Annotated in this window: 19 protein-coding genes and 4 tRNA genes; 12 read left to right on the forward strand and 11 right to left on the reverse strand. The window is 65.9% G+C overall.

Annotation, left to right across the window (positions count from 1 at the left end):
* Positions 1-31: 31 nt before the first annotated feature.
* From T8T21_RS00850 to T8T21_RS00870, 5 genes are all read right to left on the reverse strand, one after another.
* Entirely contained in the window at positions 32-259 is a 228-nt protein-coding gene (locus T8T21_RS00850; RefSeq protein WP_322336427.1) for a helix-turn-helix domain-containing protein, read from the reverse strand.
* Positions 259-534: a hypothetical protein gene (locus T8T21_RS00855; RefSeq protein ID WP_322336428.1), complete on the reverse strand. Its 276-nt coding sequence runs from the start codon at positions 532-534 to the stop codon at positions 259-261. Before T8T21_RS00855 ends, T8T21_RS00850 begins: the two co-directional genes overlap by 1 nt.
* Positions 534-758: a hypothetical protein gene (locus T8T21_RS00860; protein ID WP_322336429.1), complete on the reverse strand. Its 225-nt coding sequence runs from the start codon at positions 756-758 to the stop codon at positions 534-536. Before T8T21_RS00860 ends, T8T21_RS00855 begins: the two co-directional genes overlap by 1 nt.
* Before the next feature lie 106 nt (positions 759-864).
* Positions 865-1,068, reverse strand: a complete 204-nt coding sequence (locus T8T21_RS00865) for a hypothetical protein (protein ID WP_322336430.1) — start codon at positions 1,066-1,068, stop codon at positions 865-867.
* On the reverse strand, positions 1,068-1,316 hold the full coding sequence (locus T8T21_RS00870; RefSeq protein ID WP_322336431.1) for a hypothetical protein: 249 nt from the start codon (positions 1,314-1,316) through the stop codon (positions 1,068-1,070). Before T8T21_RS00870 ends, T8T21_RS00865 begins: the two co-directional genes overlap by 1 nt.
* 117 nt (positions 1,317-1,433) lie before the next feature.
* Here T8T21_RS00870 and T8T21_RS00875 point away from each other — a divergent pair, with 117 nt between their 5' ends.
* Both T8T21_RS00875 and T8T21_RS00880 read left to right on the forward strand, forming a co-directional pair.
* On the forward strand, positions 1,434-2,096 hold the full coding sequence (locus T8T21_RS00875) for a LexA family transcriptional regulator (RefSeq protein WP_322336432.1): 663 nt from the start codon (positions 1,434-1,436) through the stop codon (positions 2,094-2,096).
* Positions 2,097-2,116: 20 nt separating this feature from the next.
* Positions 2,117-2,605: a hypothetical protein gene (locus T8T21_RS00880; protein ID WP_322336433.1), complete on the forward strand. Its 489-nt coding sequence runs from the start codon at positions 2,117-2,119 to the stop codon at positions 2,603-2,605.
* Between the two features lie 1,011 nt (positions 2,606-3,616).
* Here T8T21_RS00880 and arsC read toward each other — a convergent pair.
* The 3 genes from arsC to T8T21_RS00895 are packed head-to-tail and all read right to left on the reverse strand — an operon-like array spanning position 3,617 to position 5,027.
* Complete coding sequence (arsC, locus tag T8T21_RS00885) at positions 3,617-4,039, reverse strand: arsenate reductase (glutaredoxin) (RefSeq protein WP_322336434.1); 423 nt, start codon at positions 4,037-4,039, stop codon at positions 3,617-3,619.
* Positions 4,036-4,710 carry an aquaporin gene (locus T8T21_RS00890; RefSeq protein ID WP_183472772.1) on the reverse strand — a complete coding sequence of 225 codons (675 nt, stop codon included), beginning with the start codon at positions 4,708-4,710 and terminating at the stop codon, positions 4,036-4,038. Before T8T21_RS00890 ends, arsC begins: the two co-directional genes overlap by 4 nt.
* The gene (locus tag T8T21_RS00895) at positions 4,707-5,027 is read right to left on the reverse strand and encodes an ArsR/SmtB family transcription factor (protein WP_322336435.1); all 321 of its coding nucleotides are present in this window, start codon (positions 5,025-5,027) and stop codon (positions 4,707-4,709) included. Before T8T21_RS00895 ends, T8T21_RS00890 begins: the two co-directional genes overlap by 4 nt.
* An 82-nt stretch (positions 5,028-5,109) precedes the next feature.
* Between T8T21_RS00895 and tgt the strand changes: the two genes are divergently transcribed.
* Positions 5,110-6,234: a tRNA guanosine(34) transglycosylase Tgt gene (gene tgt, locus T8T21_RS00900; RefSeq protein WP_183472778.1), complete on the forward strand. Its 1,125-nt coding sequence runs from the start codon at positions 5,110-5,112 to the stop codon at positions 6,232-6,234.
* A gap of 19 nt (positions 6,235-6,253) precedes the next feature.
* On the opposite strand, the gene T8T21_RS00905 is transcribed toward tgt, so the two are convergent.
* On the reverse strand, positions 6,254-6,688 hold the full coding sequence (locus tag T8T21_RS00905) for a GNAT family N-acetyltransferase (protein ID WP_322336436.1): 435 nt from the start codon (positions 6,686-6,688) through the stop codon (positions 6,254-6,256).
* A 221-nt stretch (positions 6,689-6,909) separates the two neighbouring features.
* Here T8T21_RS00905 and T8T21_RS00910 point away from each other — a divergent pair, with 221 nt between their 5' ends.
* The 3 genes from T8T21_RS00910 (at position 6,910) to T8T21_RS00920 (ending at position 10,792) form a co-directional block, all read left to right on the forward strand.
* The gene (locus tag T8T21_RS00910) at positions 6,910-8,007 is read left to right on the forward strand and encodes an alkene reductase (RefSeq protein ID WP_322336437.1); all 1,098 of its coding nucleotides are present in this window, start codon (positions 6,910-6,912) and stop codon (positions 8,005-8,007) included.
* A 192-nt stretch (positions 8,008-8,199) separates the two neighbouring features.
* Positions 8,200-10,611: an endopeptidase La gene (gene lon / locus T8T21_RS00915; RefSeq protein ID WP_183472787.1), complete on the forward strand. Its 2,412-nt coding sequence runs from the start codon at positions 8,200-8,202 to the stop codon at positions 10,609-10,611.
* A 106-nt stretch (positions 10,612-10,717) separates the two neighbouring features.
* A tRNA-Val gene (locus T8T21_RS00920) sits at positions 10,718-10,792 on the forward strand.
* Positions 10,793-10,839: 47 nt separating this feature from the next.
* Here the strand turns inward: T8T21_RS00920 and T8T21_RS00925 are convergent.
* Entirely contained in the window at positions 10,840-11,766 is a 927-nt protein-coding gene (locus T8T21_RS00925; RefSeq protein ID WP_322336438.1) for a 5'-methylthioadenosine/S-adenosylhomocysteine nucleosidase, read from the reverse strand.
* Positions 11,767-11,845: 79 nt separating this feature from the next.
* Entirely contained in the window at positions 11,846-12,103 is a 258-nt protein-coding gene (locus T8T21_RS00930) for a hypothetical protein (RefSeq protein WP_183472793.1), read from the reverse strand.
* Positions 12,104-12,181: 78 nt separating this feature from the next.
* On the opposite strand from T8T21_RS00930, the gene soxR reads away from it, so the two are divergent.
* The 6 genes from soxR (at position 12,182) to T8T21_RS00960 (ending at position 14,689) form a co-directional block, all read left to right on the forward strand.
* Positions 12,182-12,649 carry a redox-sensitive transcriptional activator SoxR gene (soxR, locus tag T8T21_RS00935; protein ID WP_322336439.1) on the forward strand — a complete coding sequence of 156 codons (468 nt, stop codon included), beginning with the start codon at positions 12,182-12,184 and terminating at the stop codon, positions 12,647-12,649.
* Complete coding sequence (locus tag T8T21_RS00940) at positions 12,649-13,242, forward strand: histidine phosphatase family protein (RefSeq protein WP_322336440.1); 594 nt, start codon at positions 12,649-12,651, stop codon at positions 13,240-13,242. Before soxR ends, T8T21_RS00940 begins: the two co-directional genes overlap by 1 nt.
* Positions 13,243-13,254: 12 nt before the next feature.
* Positions 13,255-13,330, forward strand: a tRNA-Val gene (locus T8T21_RS00945).
* 90 nt (positions 13,331-13,420) lie between these two features.
* Complete coding sequence (locus T8T21_RS00950) at positions 13,421-14,347, forward strand: pirin family protein (RefSeq protein ID WP_322336441.1); 927 nt, start codon at positions 13,421-13,423, stop codon at positions 14,345-14,347.
* Positions 14,348-14,505: 158 nt separating this feature from the next.
* Positions 14,506-14,582: transfer RNA gene (locus T8T21_RS00955), tRNA-Asp, on the forward strand.
* A 30-nt stretch (positions 14,583-14,612) separates the two neighbouring features.
* Positions 14,613-14,689, forward strand: a tRNA-Asp gene (locus T8T21_RS00960).
* Positions 14,690-14,728 lie beyond the last annotated feature (39 nt).

Here is a 14,728-nt window from a genome sequence, read left to right on the forward strand (position 1 = left end):
GCCCTCTTCCGGGCATTTTCCGGGTTCATCGTCACGCGTTCGGCTCTTTCGTCATGGTGTATTCGTAGATCCAGCGGCCGTTCTTGCGGCGCCGCCGGCAGCTGATCTCCGCGCCATGCTGGCGCAGTTCGGCGATGCAGGCGGAAACGGCCATGATGCGCGCACCGCGCACGATCTGGCGCGTGCTGCGCGGTTGCCCGTCCCGCAGCAGGGCAAGGACGCGGCGCAGCCGGTCCGAGGTCAGGGCAGCGGCATGCATCAGGAAAGCGAAGCCTTCCGCGAGCCCCGCGCCACGGAACAATGCGCCGGCTCGACGTCCCTCTGGCGGCAGCTCTTGCACAGGCGGTTATGGGCGCCCTCGCTCATGAACATCTCGGTGCAGCACAGGCAGGGCCGCCGCTGCTGTTTGCGTTCGGCGGAGATCTTGTCCTTCCGGTGCTCCGCGATCTCGTAGCGGGACAGCTCGGCGGTCAGCCGCTTCGAGCCGTCAAACACGGCATAGCCGGCCCCCCAGCGCTTGATGCGCAGATCCATCAGCCGGCCCTTCCATAGGTCGTCACGAGAAGGCCGGTGATGTCTTCCAGGGTGTCGGAGACAACCAGATCGGCCCAGGCGTCCAATGCACGGTCGAGTTCGAAGTCGACCGCGGCCATGTGCTCGGCATCGCTGACGCTCGTATGACGGCCGGCGTCGAGCATGCGCAGGCTGTCGAGGGCATGGCGAAGGGCCTCGAAGGCTTCGACGGGTGCGCGTCTCATGAGAAGCCCTCCGTCAGGACCAGAAAGAGGTACAGCAACACGAAGAGGAGCGCGCCGTTGACCCAGTCGACCAGCGGCACACGCCGGAGTTTGCGAAGCAGCCGCATCAGGCCTTCTCCCGGGGCATACGAGTGCCGGTGAGCCGGTCGCAGGTGCTGCGGGTCAGCCGTTCCAGCCGCATGAGATGCGGAATGCTGGAAGGCTCCCCCGCCGTGTTGACCAGTTCGATCGCGAGGGTGATCCGATCGGCTTCGTCGAGCCGAAGACAGATTGCCCGCGCACGAGCGAGATCCGAGCCCGCGATGCTCATCAGAGGGCACCATCGCTCTTCGCCGGACGGGGCACATCCTCGGGCCAGCCCTCCGCGTCGTCGGGCCAGAGGTCGGCGCACTGCTGAATGATTGCGTTGGCACGGTGGAGCCTGAGGCTGATTCCACCCTGCAACCGGGCCACCGTATCGCCGCTGCCGCTGGCCATACGAGAGGCATATGTCAACTTCCAGCCACGGGCCTTGGCCAGTGCCTGGACGAGTATGACGATGCTGTTTTCATTGTACATGCGCCATGTTGAGCATGATCGTGCTCAACAATCAAGTCTTATTATGCACGAACTCACGCGTGACCTCTTTGGGCGCATCACTTAGGGTGCACGATTGTGCACACCAATGCTTCACATATGCTTCGCGAGGAACTCCTCAGGCAGTTCAAAGCGAGTGGCCTGAGCCAGCGTCGCTTTGAGTCCAAACTTGGCCTCAAAGAGTGGTCGTTGAGGGGGCTGCTTGACGAAAATATGAAGCAAGTTCCCAGTCTGGATAAAGCGCAAGAGGTCGCCGAGGCCTTGGGGCTCGAGTTCTACATCGGTCCGAAGCGAGCCGCCTTCTCCGAGCACGAGCTGGTAGCCGAGGATCTCGAATACGTGAAGGTGGATCGCTTCGAGGTCCAGCTGTCGGCAGGTCCCGGCAGCACGCCAAACGGCGACGCTGAGAAGCTTTCCCCTGTGGCGTTCCGTGCCCAGTGGATGGCCGAGAGAAGGCTCAAGCCGGCGACATGCAGCGTGGTGGCCGTACGCGGAGACAGCATGGAGCCTGGCCTGAGCGACGGAGATCTCGTGCTTCTGGATAGGGGCGAAAGGCCGTTCGTCAATTCACGGGTCTATGGCCTAGTCGATATCGATGGTGAAATTCGGGTTAAAAGAGTGGAGAAGGTTGGCGGCGGTCAGATCTTGTTGAGATCCGACAATCCTACGTTCGAAACGGAGGTGCGTGGGCCTGAAGATGCCCGCCATGTCAAGATCATTGGGCGCGTGGTATGGTCAGCCCATCCATGGGAAGTTAGTTAGCTTATTATCTGGAACGCTCTGTGCCGCGTAAGCTTTTCATCTTTTTGGTTCTGCCTGTACTGGGAAGCGCGAGCTTGGCTTTCGCGGCGTATAGCTATCTCGCCCCACGGCCTGAAGATAAGTTTCAGGCAGCATGTATCGAACTTCTAAAGCGTAGGCTTCAACTCCCTGACTCATTCGAGCTTCTCGATTGGCGCTCACCAGTATCTGACAAAGCGACTTTCGAGGAATATGCTCTGGCATCTTTGGGAGAGCATGACATTGGGGATGCCGTGCGTATTGGTGGGAAAAGCCCGGCTGAGCTTCAGAGAGAGAGCTTCGATCGTCATGATTGGCTGATCTTTGTAGCGGATCTCCTTTATTTTGCTGAGGACCCTACGGGCGATCCTGCAATCAAAAATGTGACCTGCGAACATATCTCTACTTCATTCGAAGAGTTCAGTGAGGTGGACGCACTACAGATCAGTATCGACGGTCTTTCTCATCATGAATGGCTGGAAGGGCCATGACGCAAAGCGTCAAGGTTTTTTATTCGTTGCGAGGTGCCTTATGCTGAGGTCATATTGGCTTCCGCTGCCCCCCGATTGTATTGTTGATGGGCTCGGCATATTACCATCTGCGCAAGCGCGTGTTGACGCATGATACATATAGAATCCGTTGCAATTTACGACACCGACACTTCGGCCGGCGCTGCGCGGCTCAAGGCTCTTAACCAAGTTCATGGAAAGAACGCCGCTCCTAAAGAACTGCAACTTGGGGCAGCTATCTGCCAGATGAGTGCCAGCAGACGCGTATGTTGAGGCAAGCCGTCGAGCGCGGAGCTTTGGCAACTAGAGCCAGAACTGCGTCCCAGTTCCCTAAAGCGAGGGAAGGTTGCGGGCGTGACCTATAGTATTGATATTTCCTATATAATCCTGTTCTGGGACGTTTGATGCGAACTGGGACGCCCAGCGTCCCAGTTCGCTCTACATATCAAGTTCGTGATTTGGAAGTTGCGGTTCAAAGTCTTGCAGGGTTCAAGGCTTTCAAGGGGCCGATCCGCAGAAGATCAGTTTCCAGTTCTCTCGGTCGAGCGTCCCTCCATGTTAAGTGATAAGCTGCTGATACTAAACCAATAATCCCAATCTGGAAACTGCAGCCCCAACTGGAAACTCGAGTTTCCAGTTCAACGATCTTCGCCAAGGCTGCTTCCCCCGGCCGCGAGGTCGCTATGGGCCGAAAAACCTATATTTGAAGGTTAGTTAAGTCTTTCTGCCCCTCGTTGGCCCTCCAAGCTGGCCAAGGTGCTGGAATCGGTCTTTCAGGTCTCAAATCGCCGTCACTGCAGAACTATAGGTCCTGCTGCCAACCTGCTCGTTGGGAGAGCGTAAACCCCTGTTCTGAATGGCCTTCCGGCATCTTCCGGCTTGCTCCGGGGTCTTCCATCATCACTGCGGGTATTACTGTTCCCCTACAGGCAGTCGCCCGAGGAATGGCACTGCCCCGCGACAAACGCAGCCCTGTCGGAGCCCTCCGGCTCCTCAGCCGACCCGGCGGCCCTCGGCGTCGATCACCAGCGTGCCGTCCTCCTTGGCCAGCGGGCCGGGCGGCAGCGTATCGAGCAGATCGAGCACCGCCTCGGAAGGCCGGCACAGCCGCACCCCCTTCGGCGAGGCGACGATCGGACGGTTCACCAGCACAGGATGCGCGATCATGGCCTCGATCAGGGCCTCGTCGCTCACGCCTTCCTCAAGCAGACCAAGCTCGGCAGCGGGCGACTTCGAGGTCCGCAGCGCCGCGCGCGGGGTGAGGTCGGCCGCGGCGAACAGCGCCAGCAGTTGCGGCCGGGTCCATCCGGTCTCGAGATACTCGATCACCACCGGCTCGGTCCCCGAGGCGCGGATCAGTTCCAGCACGTTGCGCGAGGTGCCGCAGGCCGGGTTGTGGTGAATGACGATGCTCATGCTGTCTGTTCCTTGGGACGTTCAGGGGTGAAGAGCCATGCCGCCACCGCCACGCCGATCAGCGCGCCGGCGAACTGGGCGGTCACGAAGCCGGGCAGGTCGAAGGGCCGGATGCCCGAGAAGGTGTCGGTGAAGCTGCGCGCGATGGCGACGGCGGGGTTGGCAAAGCTGGTGGATGCGGTGAACCAGTAGGCCGCGGTGATGTAGAGGCCGACCAGCCACGGGATCGCGGCGGGGGCTTGGCGGATCCCGGCGAAGATGGTGAAGACCAAACCGAAAGTGGCGACCACCTCGGCCAGCCATTGCGGCCCGCCGGTGCGGATCTTGGTCGCGGTCTGCAGCATCGGCAGATCGAACATGCCATGCGCCAGCGCGGCCCCGGCGATGCCCCCCGCGATCTGCGCGAGGATATAGGGCGCGACCTCGCCCCAGGGAGCCTGGCGCCGGACCGCGAAGGCCAGCGTCACGGCCGGATTGAAATGCGCGCCCGAGACCGGGCCGAGAATGGTGATCAGCACGACGAGGATCGCGCCAGTGGGCAGCGTGTTGCCCAGGAGCGCCAGCGCGACGTCCCCGGTCAGGCTCTCGGCCATGATCCCCGATCCGATCACCGTGCAGACCAGAAGGCCGGTGCCCAACGCTTCGGCAAAAAGGCGACGTGACAGGCTCATGCGCAGTCTCCCAGGGAGCGGCACAGGTCGGGCCGGCCGCCGCAGCAATCCTCGATCAGGAAATCCACCAGCGCACCGACCCGGCCCATCGCCGCGAAGTAGCGGATCGAGCGCCCCTCGCGGCGGCTTTCGACCAGCCCGGCGGCGTGCAGCACCGAGAGATTGGCCGACATGGTATTCTGCCGCGCGCCCAGCGCGTCGGCGATCTCGCCCGCGGCCATGCCCTCCGGGCCCGCCTTGACCAGAAGGCGGAAGGCGTCGAGCCGCGACGGCTGGGCGAGGGCGGAGAAGGCCGCGATGGCGTCTGTTTGTTCCATGTATCTCGAATTATCGATGCAAACTGCGTGGGTCAAGCCTTGGCGATTGCGCCACGCCGCGGCGCGCGCTATCGCCAGCGCCATGAAATTCTCCTTTGCCCTGCACGCCACCGACGGCGCCGCCCGCACCGGTGTCATCTCGACCCCGCGCGGCGAGATCCGCACGCCTGCCTTCATGCCCGTCGGCACCGCCGCCACGGTGAAGGCGATGATGCCCGAAAGCGTCCGCCAGACCGGCGCCGACATCCTGCTGGGCAACACCTACCACCTGATGCTGCGCCCGACGGCCGAGCGGATCGACCGGCTCGGCGGGCTGCACAAGTTCATGAACTGGGAGCGACCGATCCTCACGGATTCAGGCGGCTTCCAGGTGATGAGCCTTGCGAGCCTGAGAAAGCTCACCGAGAAGGGCGTCACCTTCAAGAGCCACATCGACGGCTCCAAGCACGAGATCACGCCCGAGCGGTCGATGGAGATTCAGAAGCTTCTGGGCTCGGACATCGTCATGGCCTTCGACGAATGCCCGGCGCTGCCCGCCGATCGTACCCGCATCGCCGAATCGATGCGCCTGTCGATGCGCTGGGCGCAGCGCTCGCGCGATGCCTTCGGCGACCGCCCGGGCCACGCGCTGTTCGGCATCCAGCAGGGCGGTCTGGAGCGCGACTTGCGCGAGGAGAGCGCCGAGGCGCTGCGCGAGATCGGCTTCGATGGCTACGCGGTGGGCGGCCTCGCGGTGGGCGAGGGGCAGGAGGCGATGTTCGGCTGCCTAGACTACGCGCCCGGCCAGCTGCCCGAAGACAAGCCGCGCTACCTGATGGGGGTGGGCAAGCCCGACGACATCGTCGGCGCCGTGAAGCGCGGCATCGACATGATGGATTGCGTGCTGCCCTCGCGCTCGGGGCGCACGGGCCAGGCCTGGACCAGGCGGGGGCAGGTCAACATGCGCAACGCGCGCCACGCCGACGACCCGCGCCCCCTCGACGAGGATTGCAGTTGCCCGGCCTGCCGCAACTACTCGCGCGCCTACCTGCACCATGTCGTCCGTTCGGGCGAGATGATCGCGGGCATGCTGCTGACCTGGCACAACCTGCATTACTATCAGGAGCTGATGGGCGGGATGCGCGACGCCATCGCCGCCGGCGATTTCGCAGGCTTCGAAGCGCGCTTCCACGCGGCCCGCGAGGAGGGCGACATCGAGCGGCTCTGATCCGGTGGCGCGGTGGCGGTCAGCCGTCCATCGCGCCGTCCCAGTCATAGACGACGATGCCCTCGGGTTCGCGGGCGCGAAGGCCGCGATAGAGCGCCCGCGCAGCAGCGTTGTCGCCCTCGGTTGCGAGCCAGATGCCCTTGCAGCCGCGCGCGCGGACAAGACGCAGCATCTCCCGGCACAGGGCGGTGGCAATGCCCCGGCGGCGCCAGGCCTCGAGAACGCCCACCTCGTTGATGAAGAAGGCGGGCGGCTTGTCGGGATGGCGCAGCACCGAACCGGAGCAGAAGCCCACCACGACACCTTCGACCGTCGCGAAGACCAGCTCGCAGCCGGGATCGGCCACGAAGTGCTCGAGTTCCTCCGCGTCGACCGCGTGATCGAACACCGCGCAGCCCAGCAGCCGGTGGGCGTTGCGCGGTCCGAGCCGATGGATGGTCGCCGCGTCACTCATGCCGGGCATTATGTCGCGCCCCGGCCAATCACGACAGCCGGGCACTTCGGCGACACGCCTGACGGCACCGATTTGCGAGCGGGGCGAATGGGATCGCGTTTTCGCGCCCCGGTTCCGGGCGCCGCGGTGCGCAGGCGCACAGTGATGGCGCGCGCCTGATGAGCTTGCGGCGCGGCATTGGTGGCATAGCTCGGCTCCGACCCATTCGGAAAGGACCGAAGATGACCGAGAAGCTGTTCACCCCCGGCAAGCTGGGCGACGTCGAACTCAAGAACCGCGTCGTGATGGCACCGCTCACCCGCAACCGCGCCAGCAAGCAGGGTGACGCGCCCTACGACATCCATGTCGAGTATTACCGTCAGCGTGCCGGGGCGGGCCTCATCATCACCGAGGCGACCCAGATCACGCCCGAGGGCAAGGGCTACATCCAGACACCCGGCATCTATAGCCGCGAGCAGATCGACGGCTGGAAGAAGGTCGTGAACGCCGTGCATGGCGAGGGCGGCAAGATCGCGCTCCAGCTGTGGCATGTGGGCCGGATCAGCCACGTCTCGCTGCAGGAGAACGGCCAGAAGCCGGTCGCGCCCTCGGCGATCAAGGCCGATGCCCAGACCGTGACCGAAGAAGGCTTCGTCGATGTTTCCGAGCCGCGCGCGCTCGAGGCCGATGAAATGCCGCGCATCGTCGACGACTATCGTCGGGCCGCGCAGAACGCCAAGGAGGCGGGCTTCGACATGGTCGAGATCCACGCCGCCAACGGCTACCTGCTCGACCAGTTCATCCGCGACGGCGCGAACAAGCGCGACGACGCCTATGGCGGCAGCCCCGAGAACCGGGCGCGGCTGATCCTCGAGGTGGTCGACGCCGTCACGGAGGTCTATGGCGCCGGGCGCACCGGTATCCGCCTGTCGCCGCTGATCGAGGTGGCCGGGCTGAAGGACAGTGACCCGATGACGGTCTATTCCTACCTGATCCCCGAACTGAGCCGCCGCGGTCTCGCCTATCTCCACATGGTCGAGCCGGGCACGAAGGGCGACATGGATCAGGAGCTGGGCCAGCAGACCGCGCGGCTGCGCGAGCTCTTCGACGGCGCCTATATCGCCAATGCCGGCTATGACCGCGCCAGCGCGATCCGCGTGGTCGCAAGCGGCCAGGCCGACGTCGTGGCCTTTGGCCGGCCCTATATCGCCAACCCCGACCTGGTCCGTCGGCTCGAGCTCGACGCCGAGCTGAACGAGGGCGACCAGGCGACCTATTACGGCGGCGGCGTCGAGGGCTACCTCGACTACCCGACGCTGGAAGCGCAAAAGGCGGCCTGAGCCGTCCCGCGACGGGCAAGGCGGCCATGCCTTGCCCGTCGCCGCCTGCCGGGGCACATTGGCGCGAACGCCTCAGGGGCCGCGCTTGAACTGACCGGATCGGTCACCCAAGTAACACCCCGGACAGGAGACGGCCGAAGGTCGCCGCACAGCGGGGCCGGACCGTCTTGCCAAGAACAAGGATACAAGAGCATGCAAGAGCCACTCAGCCCCTCCTACCCGGTGCTGCCTCTGCGCGACATCGTGGTGTTTCCGCACATGATCGTGCCGCTCTTCGTGGGCCGCGAGAAGTCGGTGCGCGCGCTCGAGGAGGTGATGGCCGACGACAAGCAGATCCTGCTGTCGTCGCAGGTCGATCCGAGCGTCGATGAGCCGACCGCCGAGGGCATCTACAAGGCCGGCGTGCTGGCCAACGTGCTGCAGCTGCTGAAGCTGCCCGACGGCACCGTCAAGGTGCTCGTCGAAGGTAAGGCGCGCGTCCGCATCGCCGAGTTCATCGAGAACGAGGCCTTCTTCGAAGCCAAGGCCGAGTACCTGACCGAGATGCCCGGCGACCGGGAGATCGTCTCGGCGCTGGTGCAGAGCGTGGCGCAGGAATTCGAGCGCTATTCGAAGATCCGCAAGAACATCCCCGAGGAGGCGCTCGCCGCCGTCACCGAGGCCACCGACCCGGCGAAGCTCGCCGATCTGGTCGCGGGCCATCTCGGCATCGACGTGAAGCAGAAGCAGGATCTCCTGGAGACGCTCGACATCGCGCAGCGGCTCGAGAAGGTCTATGGGCTGATGCAGGGCGAGATGTCGGTCTTGCAGGTCGAGAAGAAGATCAAGACCCGCGTCAAGAGCCAGATGGAGAAGACCCAGCGCGAGTACTATCTGAATGAGCAGATGAAGGCCATTCAGAAGGAGCTGGGCGACGGCGAGGATGGCGGCAACGAGGTCGCCGAGCTGGAGAAGCGGGTCGAGGAGACCAAGCTCTCCAAGGAGGCGCGCGAGAAGGCCGAGGCCGAGATCAAGAAGCTCAAGTCGATGTCCCCGATGTCGGCCGAGGCCACGGTCGTGCGCAACTATCTCGACTGGATGCTGTCGATCCCGTGGAACAGCCCGTCCAAGACCAAGAAGGATCTGGGTCTGGCGCAGAAGGTGCTCGACGACGACCATTTCGGCCTCGAGAAGGTCAAGGAGCGGATCGTCGAATACCTCGCCGTGCAGCAGCGTTCGAAGAAGCTGAAGGGGCCGATCATGTGCCTCGTCGGCCCTCCGGGCGTGGGCAAGACGAGCTTGGGCAAATCGGTCGCCAAGGCCACGGGGCGCGAGTTCATCCGAATCTCGCTCGGCGGCGTGCGTGACGAGAGCGAGATCCGCGGCCACCGCCGGACCTATATCGGCTCCATGCCGGGCAAGATCATCCAGGCGCTGAAGAAGGCCAAGACCTCGAACCCGCTGATCCTGCTCGACGAGATCGACAAGATGGGCCAGGACTTCCGCGGTGACCCGGCCTCGGCGATGCTCGAGGTGCTCGATCCCGAGCAGAACGGGACCTTCGTGGATCACTACCTTGAGGTCGAGTACGACCTGTCGAACGTGATGTTCCTGACGACGGCGAACTCCTACAACATGCCGGGGCCGCTGCTCGACCGGATGGAGATCATCTCGCTCGCGGGCTACACCGAGGAAGAGAAGCGCGAGATCGCGCGCCAGCACCTGCTGCCCAAGGTTCTCAAGAACCACGGGCTGAAGGAGAAGGAGTTCTCGATCACCGACGAGGCACTCACCGAGATGGTGCGCACCTACACCCGCGAGGCGGGGGTTCGGAACCTCGAGCGCGAGCTGGCCAAGATTGCCCGCAAGGCGGTGACCAAGATCGTGCGCAAGGAGGTCGAGGCCGTCGAGGTGACGCCCGCGAACCTCTCCGACTATCTCGGCGTGAAGCAGTTCCGCTACGGGCTGGCCGAAAAGGAGGACCAGGTGGGCGTGGTCACGGGTCTGGCGTGGACCTCCGTGGGCGGCGACCTGCTGCACATTGAGGCGCTCAAGCTGCCGGGTAAGGGCCGGATGAAGACCACCGGCAAGCTCGGCGACGTGATGAAGGAATCGATCGAGGCGGCGTCGAGCTACGTTCGTTCGATCGCGCCCCAGATCGGCGTCAAGCCGCCGCGCTTCGACCGGATGGACATCCACGTCCACGTGCCCGACGGCGCGACGCCCAAGGACGGCCCCTCGGCGGGTCTCGCCATGGTGACCTCGATCGTCTCGGTGCTCACCGGCATCCCGATCCGCAAGGATATCGCGATGACCGGCGAGGTCTCTCTGCGCGGCAACGCCATGCCGATCGGCGGGCTCAAGGAGAAGCTGCTCGCGGCTCTCCGGGGCGGCATCAAGACGGTGCTGATCCCGGAGGAGAACGAGAAGGATCTCGCCGAGATCCCGGACGTGGTGAAGGACGGGCTGGAGATCATCCCGGTCACCCACGTCTCCGAAGTGCTCGAGCACGCGCTGGTGCGCAAGCCCGAGCCGATCGAGTGGGACGAGGAGGCGGAAGAAGCCGCCGCTGCGGCCCGCGCGCTCGAGGCGCGCGACGCCCCCGGCGCTTCGGCGCATCACTGATCCCAAGTCGAGGGCGCCCCATGGGGCGCCCTTTTCGCATTTGCTGGAAATTGCCGCCGGGGAGGGCTTGCGCCCTCCGGCGGGGATCGCTAAATGACGCGCCAACGGGTGATTAGCTCAGTGGTAGAGCGCTTCGTTCACATCGAAGATGTCAGGGGTTCAAATCCCTTATCACCCACCATGATACGGAAGGCGCGCCCGATGGGGCGCGCCTTTTGCGTTTCAGGCCTAGGCGCGCGGCAGTCGTGCCAGCACCGCCCGCATCAGCCGCGCCGAGTTCGTCGCCGCCACCGACAGGAAGGCCGCGATCTCGTTTTCGCCGTCACCGCCGCCAGCGAGGTCCGACAGCGACCGGAAGGCGATGAAGGGCACGGCGTTGGCATAGGCCACCTGCGCGACGCTGGCGCTCTCCATGTCGAGCACGCGTGCCTCGAAGCAGGTGAAGGCGTGGTCGCGGAACCCGGCATTGTCCATGAACACCGGCCCCGAGACGCCGTTGCCGCCGACGACCACCCGCGGTGGGGGGGCAGACTCCCGGCCGCAGCGCTGCAGCTCGATGCCGTCGGCCGCCGCGCGGGCGATCTCGAGCAGCGCGGGATCGCTGTCGAACCAGAACCGGCTTTCGGGCGTGCTGCCGCCGGGCGGCACCACGTCGACGCCGCGGCTGTGGATCATGCCGTAATTGGCAACCGGCGCGCCCATCCAAGCAGGCAGGACGTAGCCTTGTTCCGTCTCGCGGGCGAAGGCGCCTTCGAGATAGTGGCCCCAGCGCTCGGCCACGACCACGTCGCCGATCCCGAGGCTCGGGTCGACGCCGCCGGCGATGCCCGAGAACAGGATCTCGGTGACATTGAAATGATCGAGCGCGGCCTGGGTGGTCATCGCCGCGTTCACCATGGAGATGCCCGACAGGAACAGCACCACGTCGCGGCCTTCGAGCACACCGGTGACATAGGTCGCGGGACCGATGCGCCGGGTCTCGGCACCTTCGAGCGCGCTTTCCAGAAGCGCGATTTCCGGCGCGAAGGCCGAGATCACCGCGACGCGCGGGCGATTGTCGGGGGGTGTCGTGGCGGCGGGTATGGCGCGCGTGGCGGCCTCGGCCGCATCCTTGGTGGCGGAGCTGATGGCGGCGGCGATGGGAAACTGGGTCATGCGCTCTCCGAGGCTTGTCTGTCGGCCCCTGCTACGGCGCGCGGGCGGCACGCGTCCAGTGTTCGCGCGCCGCCCCTCCTCAGAACAGATGGCCGCCCGGGCCCGGCACGGGCCGGCAGGGCGCAAGATCGGGCTCCAGCCCGACATCGCGCGCCAGATGCGGATCGAGCCGCAGCTGGCGCAGCTGCAGGACCTGCTCCGCATGGCGCATGGACTGCAACTCCTCGCACAGCGCGTCGTCGAGCGGATCGCGGGCGCGGTGCTTGGGCGCAAACCATGCCGCCAGACGGCGCAGCGCACGGAGAGGGGAATGCGGGCGGGGCAGGGTGATGGACATGATCTGGCTCCTCGGGGCTTGTGATTCCGATTGGGAGCCATCAACCTGCTTCCTCAAGTAAGGTTGAGGTCAAGCGCCATGTCGAGAAAACCCATTCCATCCGATCTCAGCGTTGGCCAAATGGCGGATCGCGCCGGGGTGCCGGTCTCCACCCTGCATTTCTACGAAGCCGAGGGTCTGATCAGAAGCTGGCGCAACGCCGCCAACCACCGCCGCTACGACCGGCGGGAGCTGCGCCGCGTCGCGATCATCCGTGTTGCCCAGACCGTGGGGGTTCCACTGGCAGAGATCCGCGAGGTGCTCGACCGGCTGCCGCGCGACCGTCCGGTCACGGCGGGCGACTGGGCCGAGGCCGCGGCACCCTGGCGTGACATGCTCGACGCACGGATCGCACTCATGACCCGGCTGCGCGACCATATGGGCCACTGCATCGGCTGCGGCTGCCTGTCGCTCGACAGCTGCCCGCTCTACAACGCCGAGGACCGACTGGGCGGGCGCGGTCCGGGGCCGCGGCGCTGGACCGGCAGCCCGGAGGAGCGCGCGTGATGCTTCCCGAGATTCTGGTGCTGCGGCATGGCGAGACCGAATGGAACGCTGCGCGGCGGATGCAGGGCGGCCGCGATTCGCCGCTCACCGAGTATGGCCGGGCGCAGGCCCGGGCGATGGGGGCGATGCTGGCCGGGCGCGGGATCACGGCGGCGACGCATCGCTTGTTATCCTCGCCCCAAGGCCGCGCCGTCGAAACCGCGCGGCTGGCCTTTGGCGTTGCGCCCGAGATCGACCCCCGGCTGCGGGAGATCGCGATGGGCGACTGGTCGGGGCTGACCCGCGCCGAGATCGACGCCCGCTGGCCGGGCCCGCAGGGCGAGCATTTCCTCGACTTCTATGCCCGTGCCCCGCGCGGCGAGGGTTTCGACGCGCTCTGGGCGCGCTGCGCCGATCTGCTGGCCGCGCTGGACCGTCCCACGATCCTCGTCACCCATGGCATGACCTCGCGGGTGCTTCGCACCATCGCCACCGGGCGCGGTCGCGGCGATCTCGCGGCTCTGCCGGGCGGGCAGGGGGTGGTGTTCCGGATCGCGCATGGACGCCACGACATGCTGCGCGCCCCGCTTGCACCGGCGCGGGGGGAGGGGTAGACCGACCTCCGCGGGTGGTTAGCTCAGTTGGTAGAGCGTCTCGTTTACACCGAGGATGTCGGGGGTTCGAGCCCCTCACCACCCACCATGCTCTTCCGCACAGCGTGCCTGCGATCATGCGCCTCACCGCGCGGGCGCCGAGATGCTATGTTGGCTCCTGCAAGCACAGGAGGCCGAGATGAGCCAGATCCCCAGCTTCGACCCGCTCGACATCAGCGTCGATCCCGACGCGATCGAGACCGTGATCGTGCCGCGGGCACGCGATCTCGGCGGCTTCGAGGTGCGCCGCGCGCTGCCTGCGCCGCGCCGCCAGATGGTCGGGCCGTTCATTTTCTTCGATCAGGTCGGCCCGGCCGAGTTCCTGCGCGGTGAAGGCTTCGACGTCCGACCGCACCCCCATATCGGGCTGGCGACCGTGACTTATCTGCTCGAAGGGCAGATCCACCACCGTGACAGCCTCGGCACCGACAGCTGGATCGCGCCGGGAGCGGTCAATCTGATGGTCGCGGGGCAGGGGATCACCCATTCAGAGCGCATCGACGGGCGCGCGCGCGCCGAGGGTGGCCGGATGTTCGGTCTGCAGACTTGGCTGGCGCTCCCCGACGAGATGGAGGACGCGCCCGCGCGCTTCGAGCACGCGGCGGCCGAGCGGCTGCCGGTGATCGAGGATGGCGGCGTCCGCCTGCGGCTGATGCTGGGAAACGCTTACGGGACCGCGTCGCCGGTGGCGGCGCCCGGTGAGCTTTTCCACGCCGATGCGGAACTGGCACCGGGGGCCCGGCTGCCGCTGCCGGACGAGCACGAGGATCGCGGCGCGCATGTGCTGTCAGGCAGCGTCGAAGTGGCGGGTCAGGTGTTCGAGGCGGGCCGGATGATGGTGTTCCGCCCGGGCGACCGGATCTCGCTGCGTGCTGGACCCGTCGGGGCCCGGATCGCGCTTCTGGGCGGGGCGACCATGCCGGGGCCGCGGCATATCTGGTGGAACTTCGTCGCTTCCTCGCAGGAGCGGATCGAGGCGGCCAAGGCGGCCTGGCGCGCGGGCGATTTCACCCATGGACGGTTCCGGCTACCGCCGGGCGAGAGCGAGCATATCCCGCTGCCCTGACCGCGCTCCGGCTCGTCGCGCGGCGGGCGGGGGCGATGCCCCGAGGTCAGTCCGACAATCTCGCTCTCGGGACGATTTTGCACCGATCGGCGCTTGACGCCCCCCGCCGCACTGCCTAGAACCCGCCTCACGTTCGGCGCTGCCGGACGACGAGATGCGCGGTTGTAGCTCAGTTGGTTAGAGTACCGGCCTGTCACGCCGGGGGTCGCGGGTTCGAGCCCCGTCAACCGCGCCATTCTCGTCTGTTCGAAACGTCCGACCGTGTGCGGTTGTAGCTCAGTTGGTTAGAGTACCGGCCTGTCACGCCGGGGGTCGCGGGTTCGAGCCCCGTCAACCGCGCCACCAAATGCCATCCCGGCCCCGTCGCTCCGTCGAGCGCGG

Source organism: Limimaricola variabilis (genome assembly GCF_034371605.1).
Classification (GTDB): Bacteria; Pseudomonadota; Alphaproteobacteria; order Rhodobacterales; family Rhodobacteraceae; genus Limimaricola; species Limimaricola variabilis.

What these genes read in the sequence shown, in the direction of transcription:
- T8T21_RS00930 (WP_183472793.1), bottom strand. Translation starts at nt 12,103, where the DNA reads ATGTCCATCACCCTGCCCCGCCCGCATTCCCCTCTCCGTGCGCTGCGC.
- T8T21_RS00890 (WP_183472772.1), bottom strand. Translation starts at nt 4,710, where the DNA reads ATGAGCCTGTCACGTCGCCTTTTTGCCGAAGCGTTGGGCACCGGCCTT.
- T8T21_RS00925 (WP_322336438.1), bottom strand. Translation starts at nt 11,766, where the DNA reads ATGACCCAGTTTCCCATCGCCGCCGCCATCAGCTCCGCCACCAAGGAT.
- T8T21_RS00850 (WP_322336427.1), bottom strand. Translation starts at nt 259, where the DNA reads ATGCATGCCGCTGCCCTGACCTCGGACCGGCTGCGCCGCGTCCTTGCC.
- T8T21_RS00875 (WP_322336432.1), top strand. Translation starts at nt 1,434, where the DNA reads ATGCTTCGCGAGGAACTCCTCAGGCAGTTCAAAGCGAGTGGCCTGAGC.
- tgt (WP_183472778.1), top strand. Translation starts at nt 5,110, where the DNA reads ATGAAATTCTCCTTTGCCCTGCACGCCACCGACGGCGCCGCCCGCACC.
- T8T21_RS00905 (WP_322336436.1), bottom strand. Translation starts at nt 6,688, where the DNA reads ATGAGTGACGCGGCGACCATCCATCGGCTCGGACCGCGCAACGCCCAC.
- T8T21_RS00870 (WP_322336431.1), bottom strand. Translation starts at nt 1,316, where the DNA reads ATGTACAATGAAAACAGCATCGTCATACTCGTCCAGGCACTGGCCAAG.
- T8T21_RS00895 (WP_322336435.1), bottom strand. Translation starts at nt 5,027, where the DNA reads ATGGAACAAACAGACGCCATCGCGGCCTTCTCCGCCCTCGCCCAGCCG.
- T8T21_RS00910 (WP_322336437.1), top strand. Translation starts at nt 6,910, where the DNA reads ATGACCGAGAAGCTGTTCACCCCCGGCAAGCTGGGCGACGTCGAACTC.
- lon (WP_183472787.1), top strand. Translation starts at nt 8,200, where the DNA reads ATGCAAGAGCCACTCAGCCCCTCCTACCCGGTGCTGCCTCTGCGCGAC.
- T8T21_RS00855 (WP_322336428.1), bottom strand. Translation starts at nt 534, where the DNA reads ATGGATCTGCGCATCAAGCGCTGGGGGGCCGGCTATGCCGTGTTTGAC.
- T8T21_RS00865 (WP_322336430.1), bottom strand. Translation starts at nt 1,068, where the DNA reads ATGAGCATCGCGGGCTCGGATCTCGCTCGTGCGCGGGCAATCTGTCTT.
- T8T21_RS00950 (WP_322336441.1), top strand. Translation starts at nt 13,421, where the DNA reads ATGAGCCAGATCCCCAGCTTCGACCCGCTCGACATCAGCGTCGATCCC.
- arsC (WP_322336434.1), bottom strand. Translation starts at nt 4,039, where the DNA reads ATGAGCATCGTCATTCACCACAACCCGGCCTGCGGCACCTCGCGCAAC.
- T8T21_RS00940 (WP_322336440.1), top strand. Translation starts at nt 12,649, where the DNA reads ATGCTTCCCGAGATTCTGGTGCTGCGGCATGGCGAGACCGAATGGAAC.
- soxR (WP_322336439.1), top strand. Translation starts at nt 12,182, where the DNA reads ATGTCGAGAAAACCCATTCCATCCGATCTCAGCGTTGGCCAAATGGCG.
- T8T21_RS00860 (WP_322336429.1), bottom strand. Translation starts at nt 758, where the DNA reads ATGAGACGCGCACCCGTCGAAGCCTTCGAGGCCCTTCGCCATGCCCTC.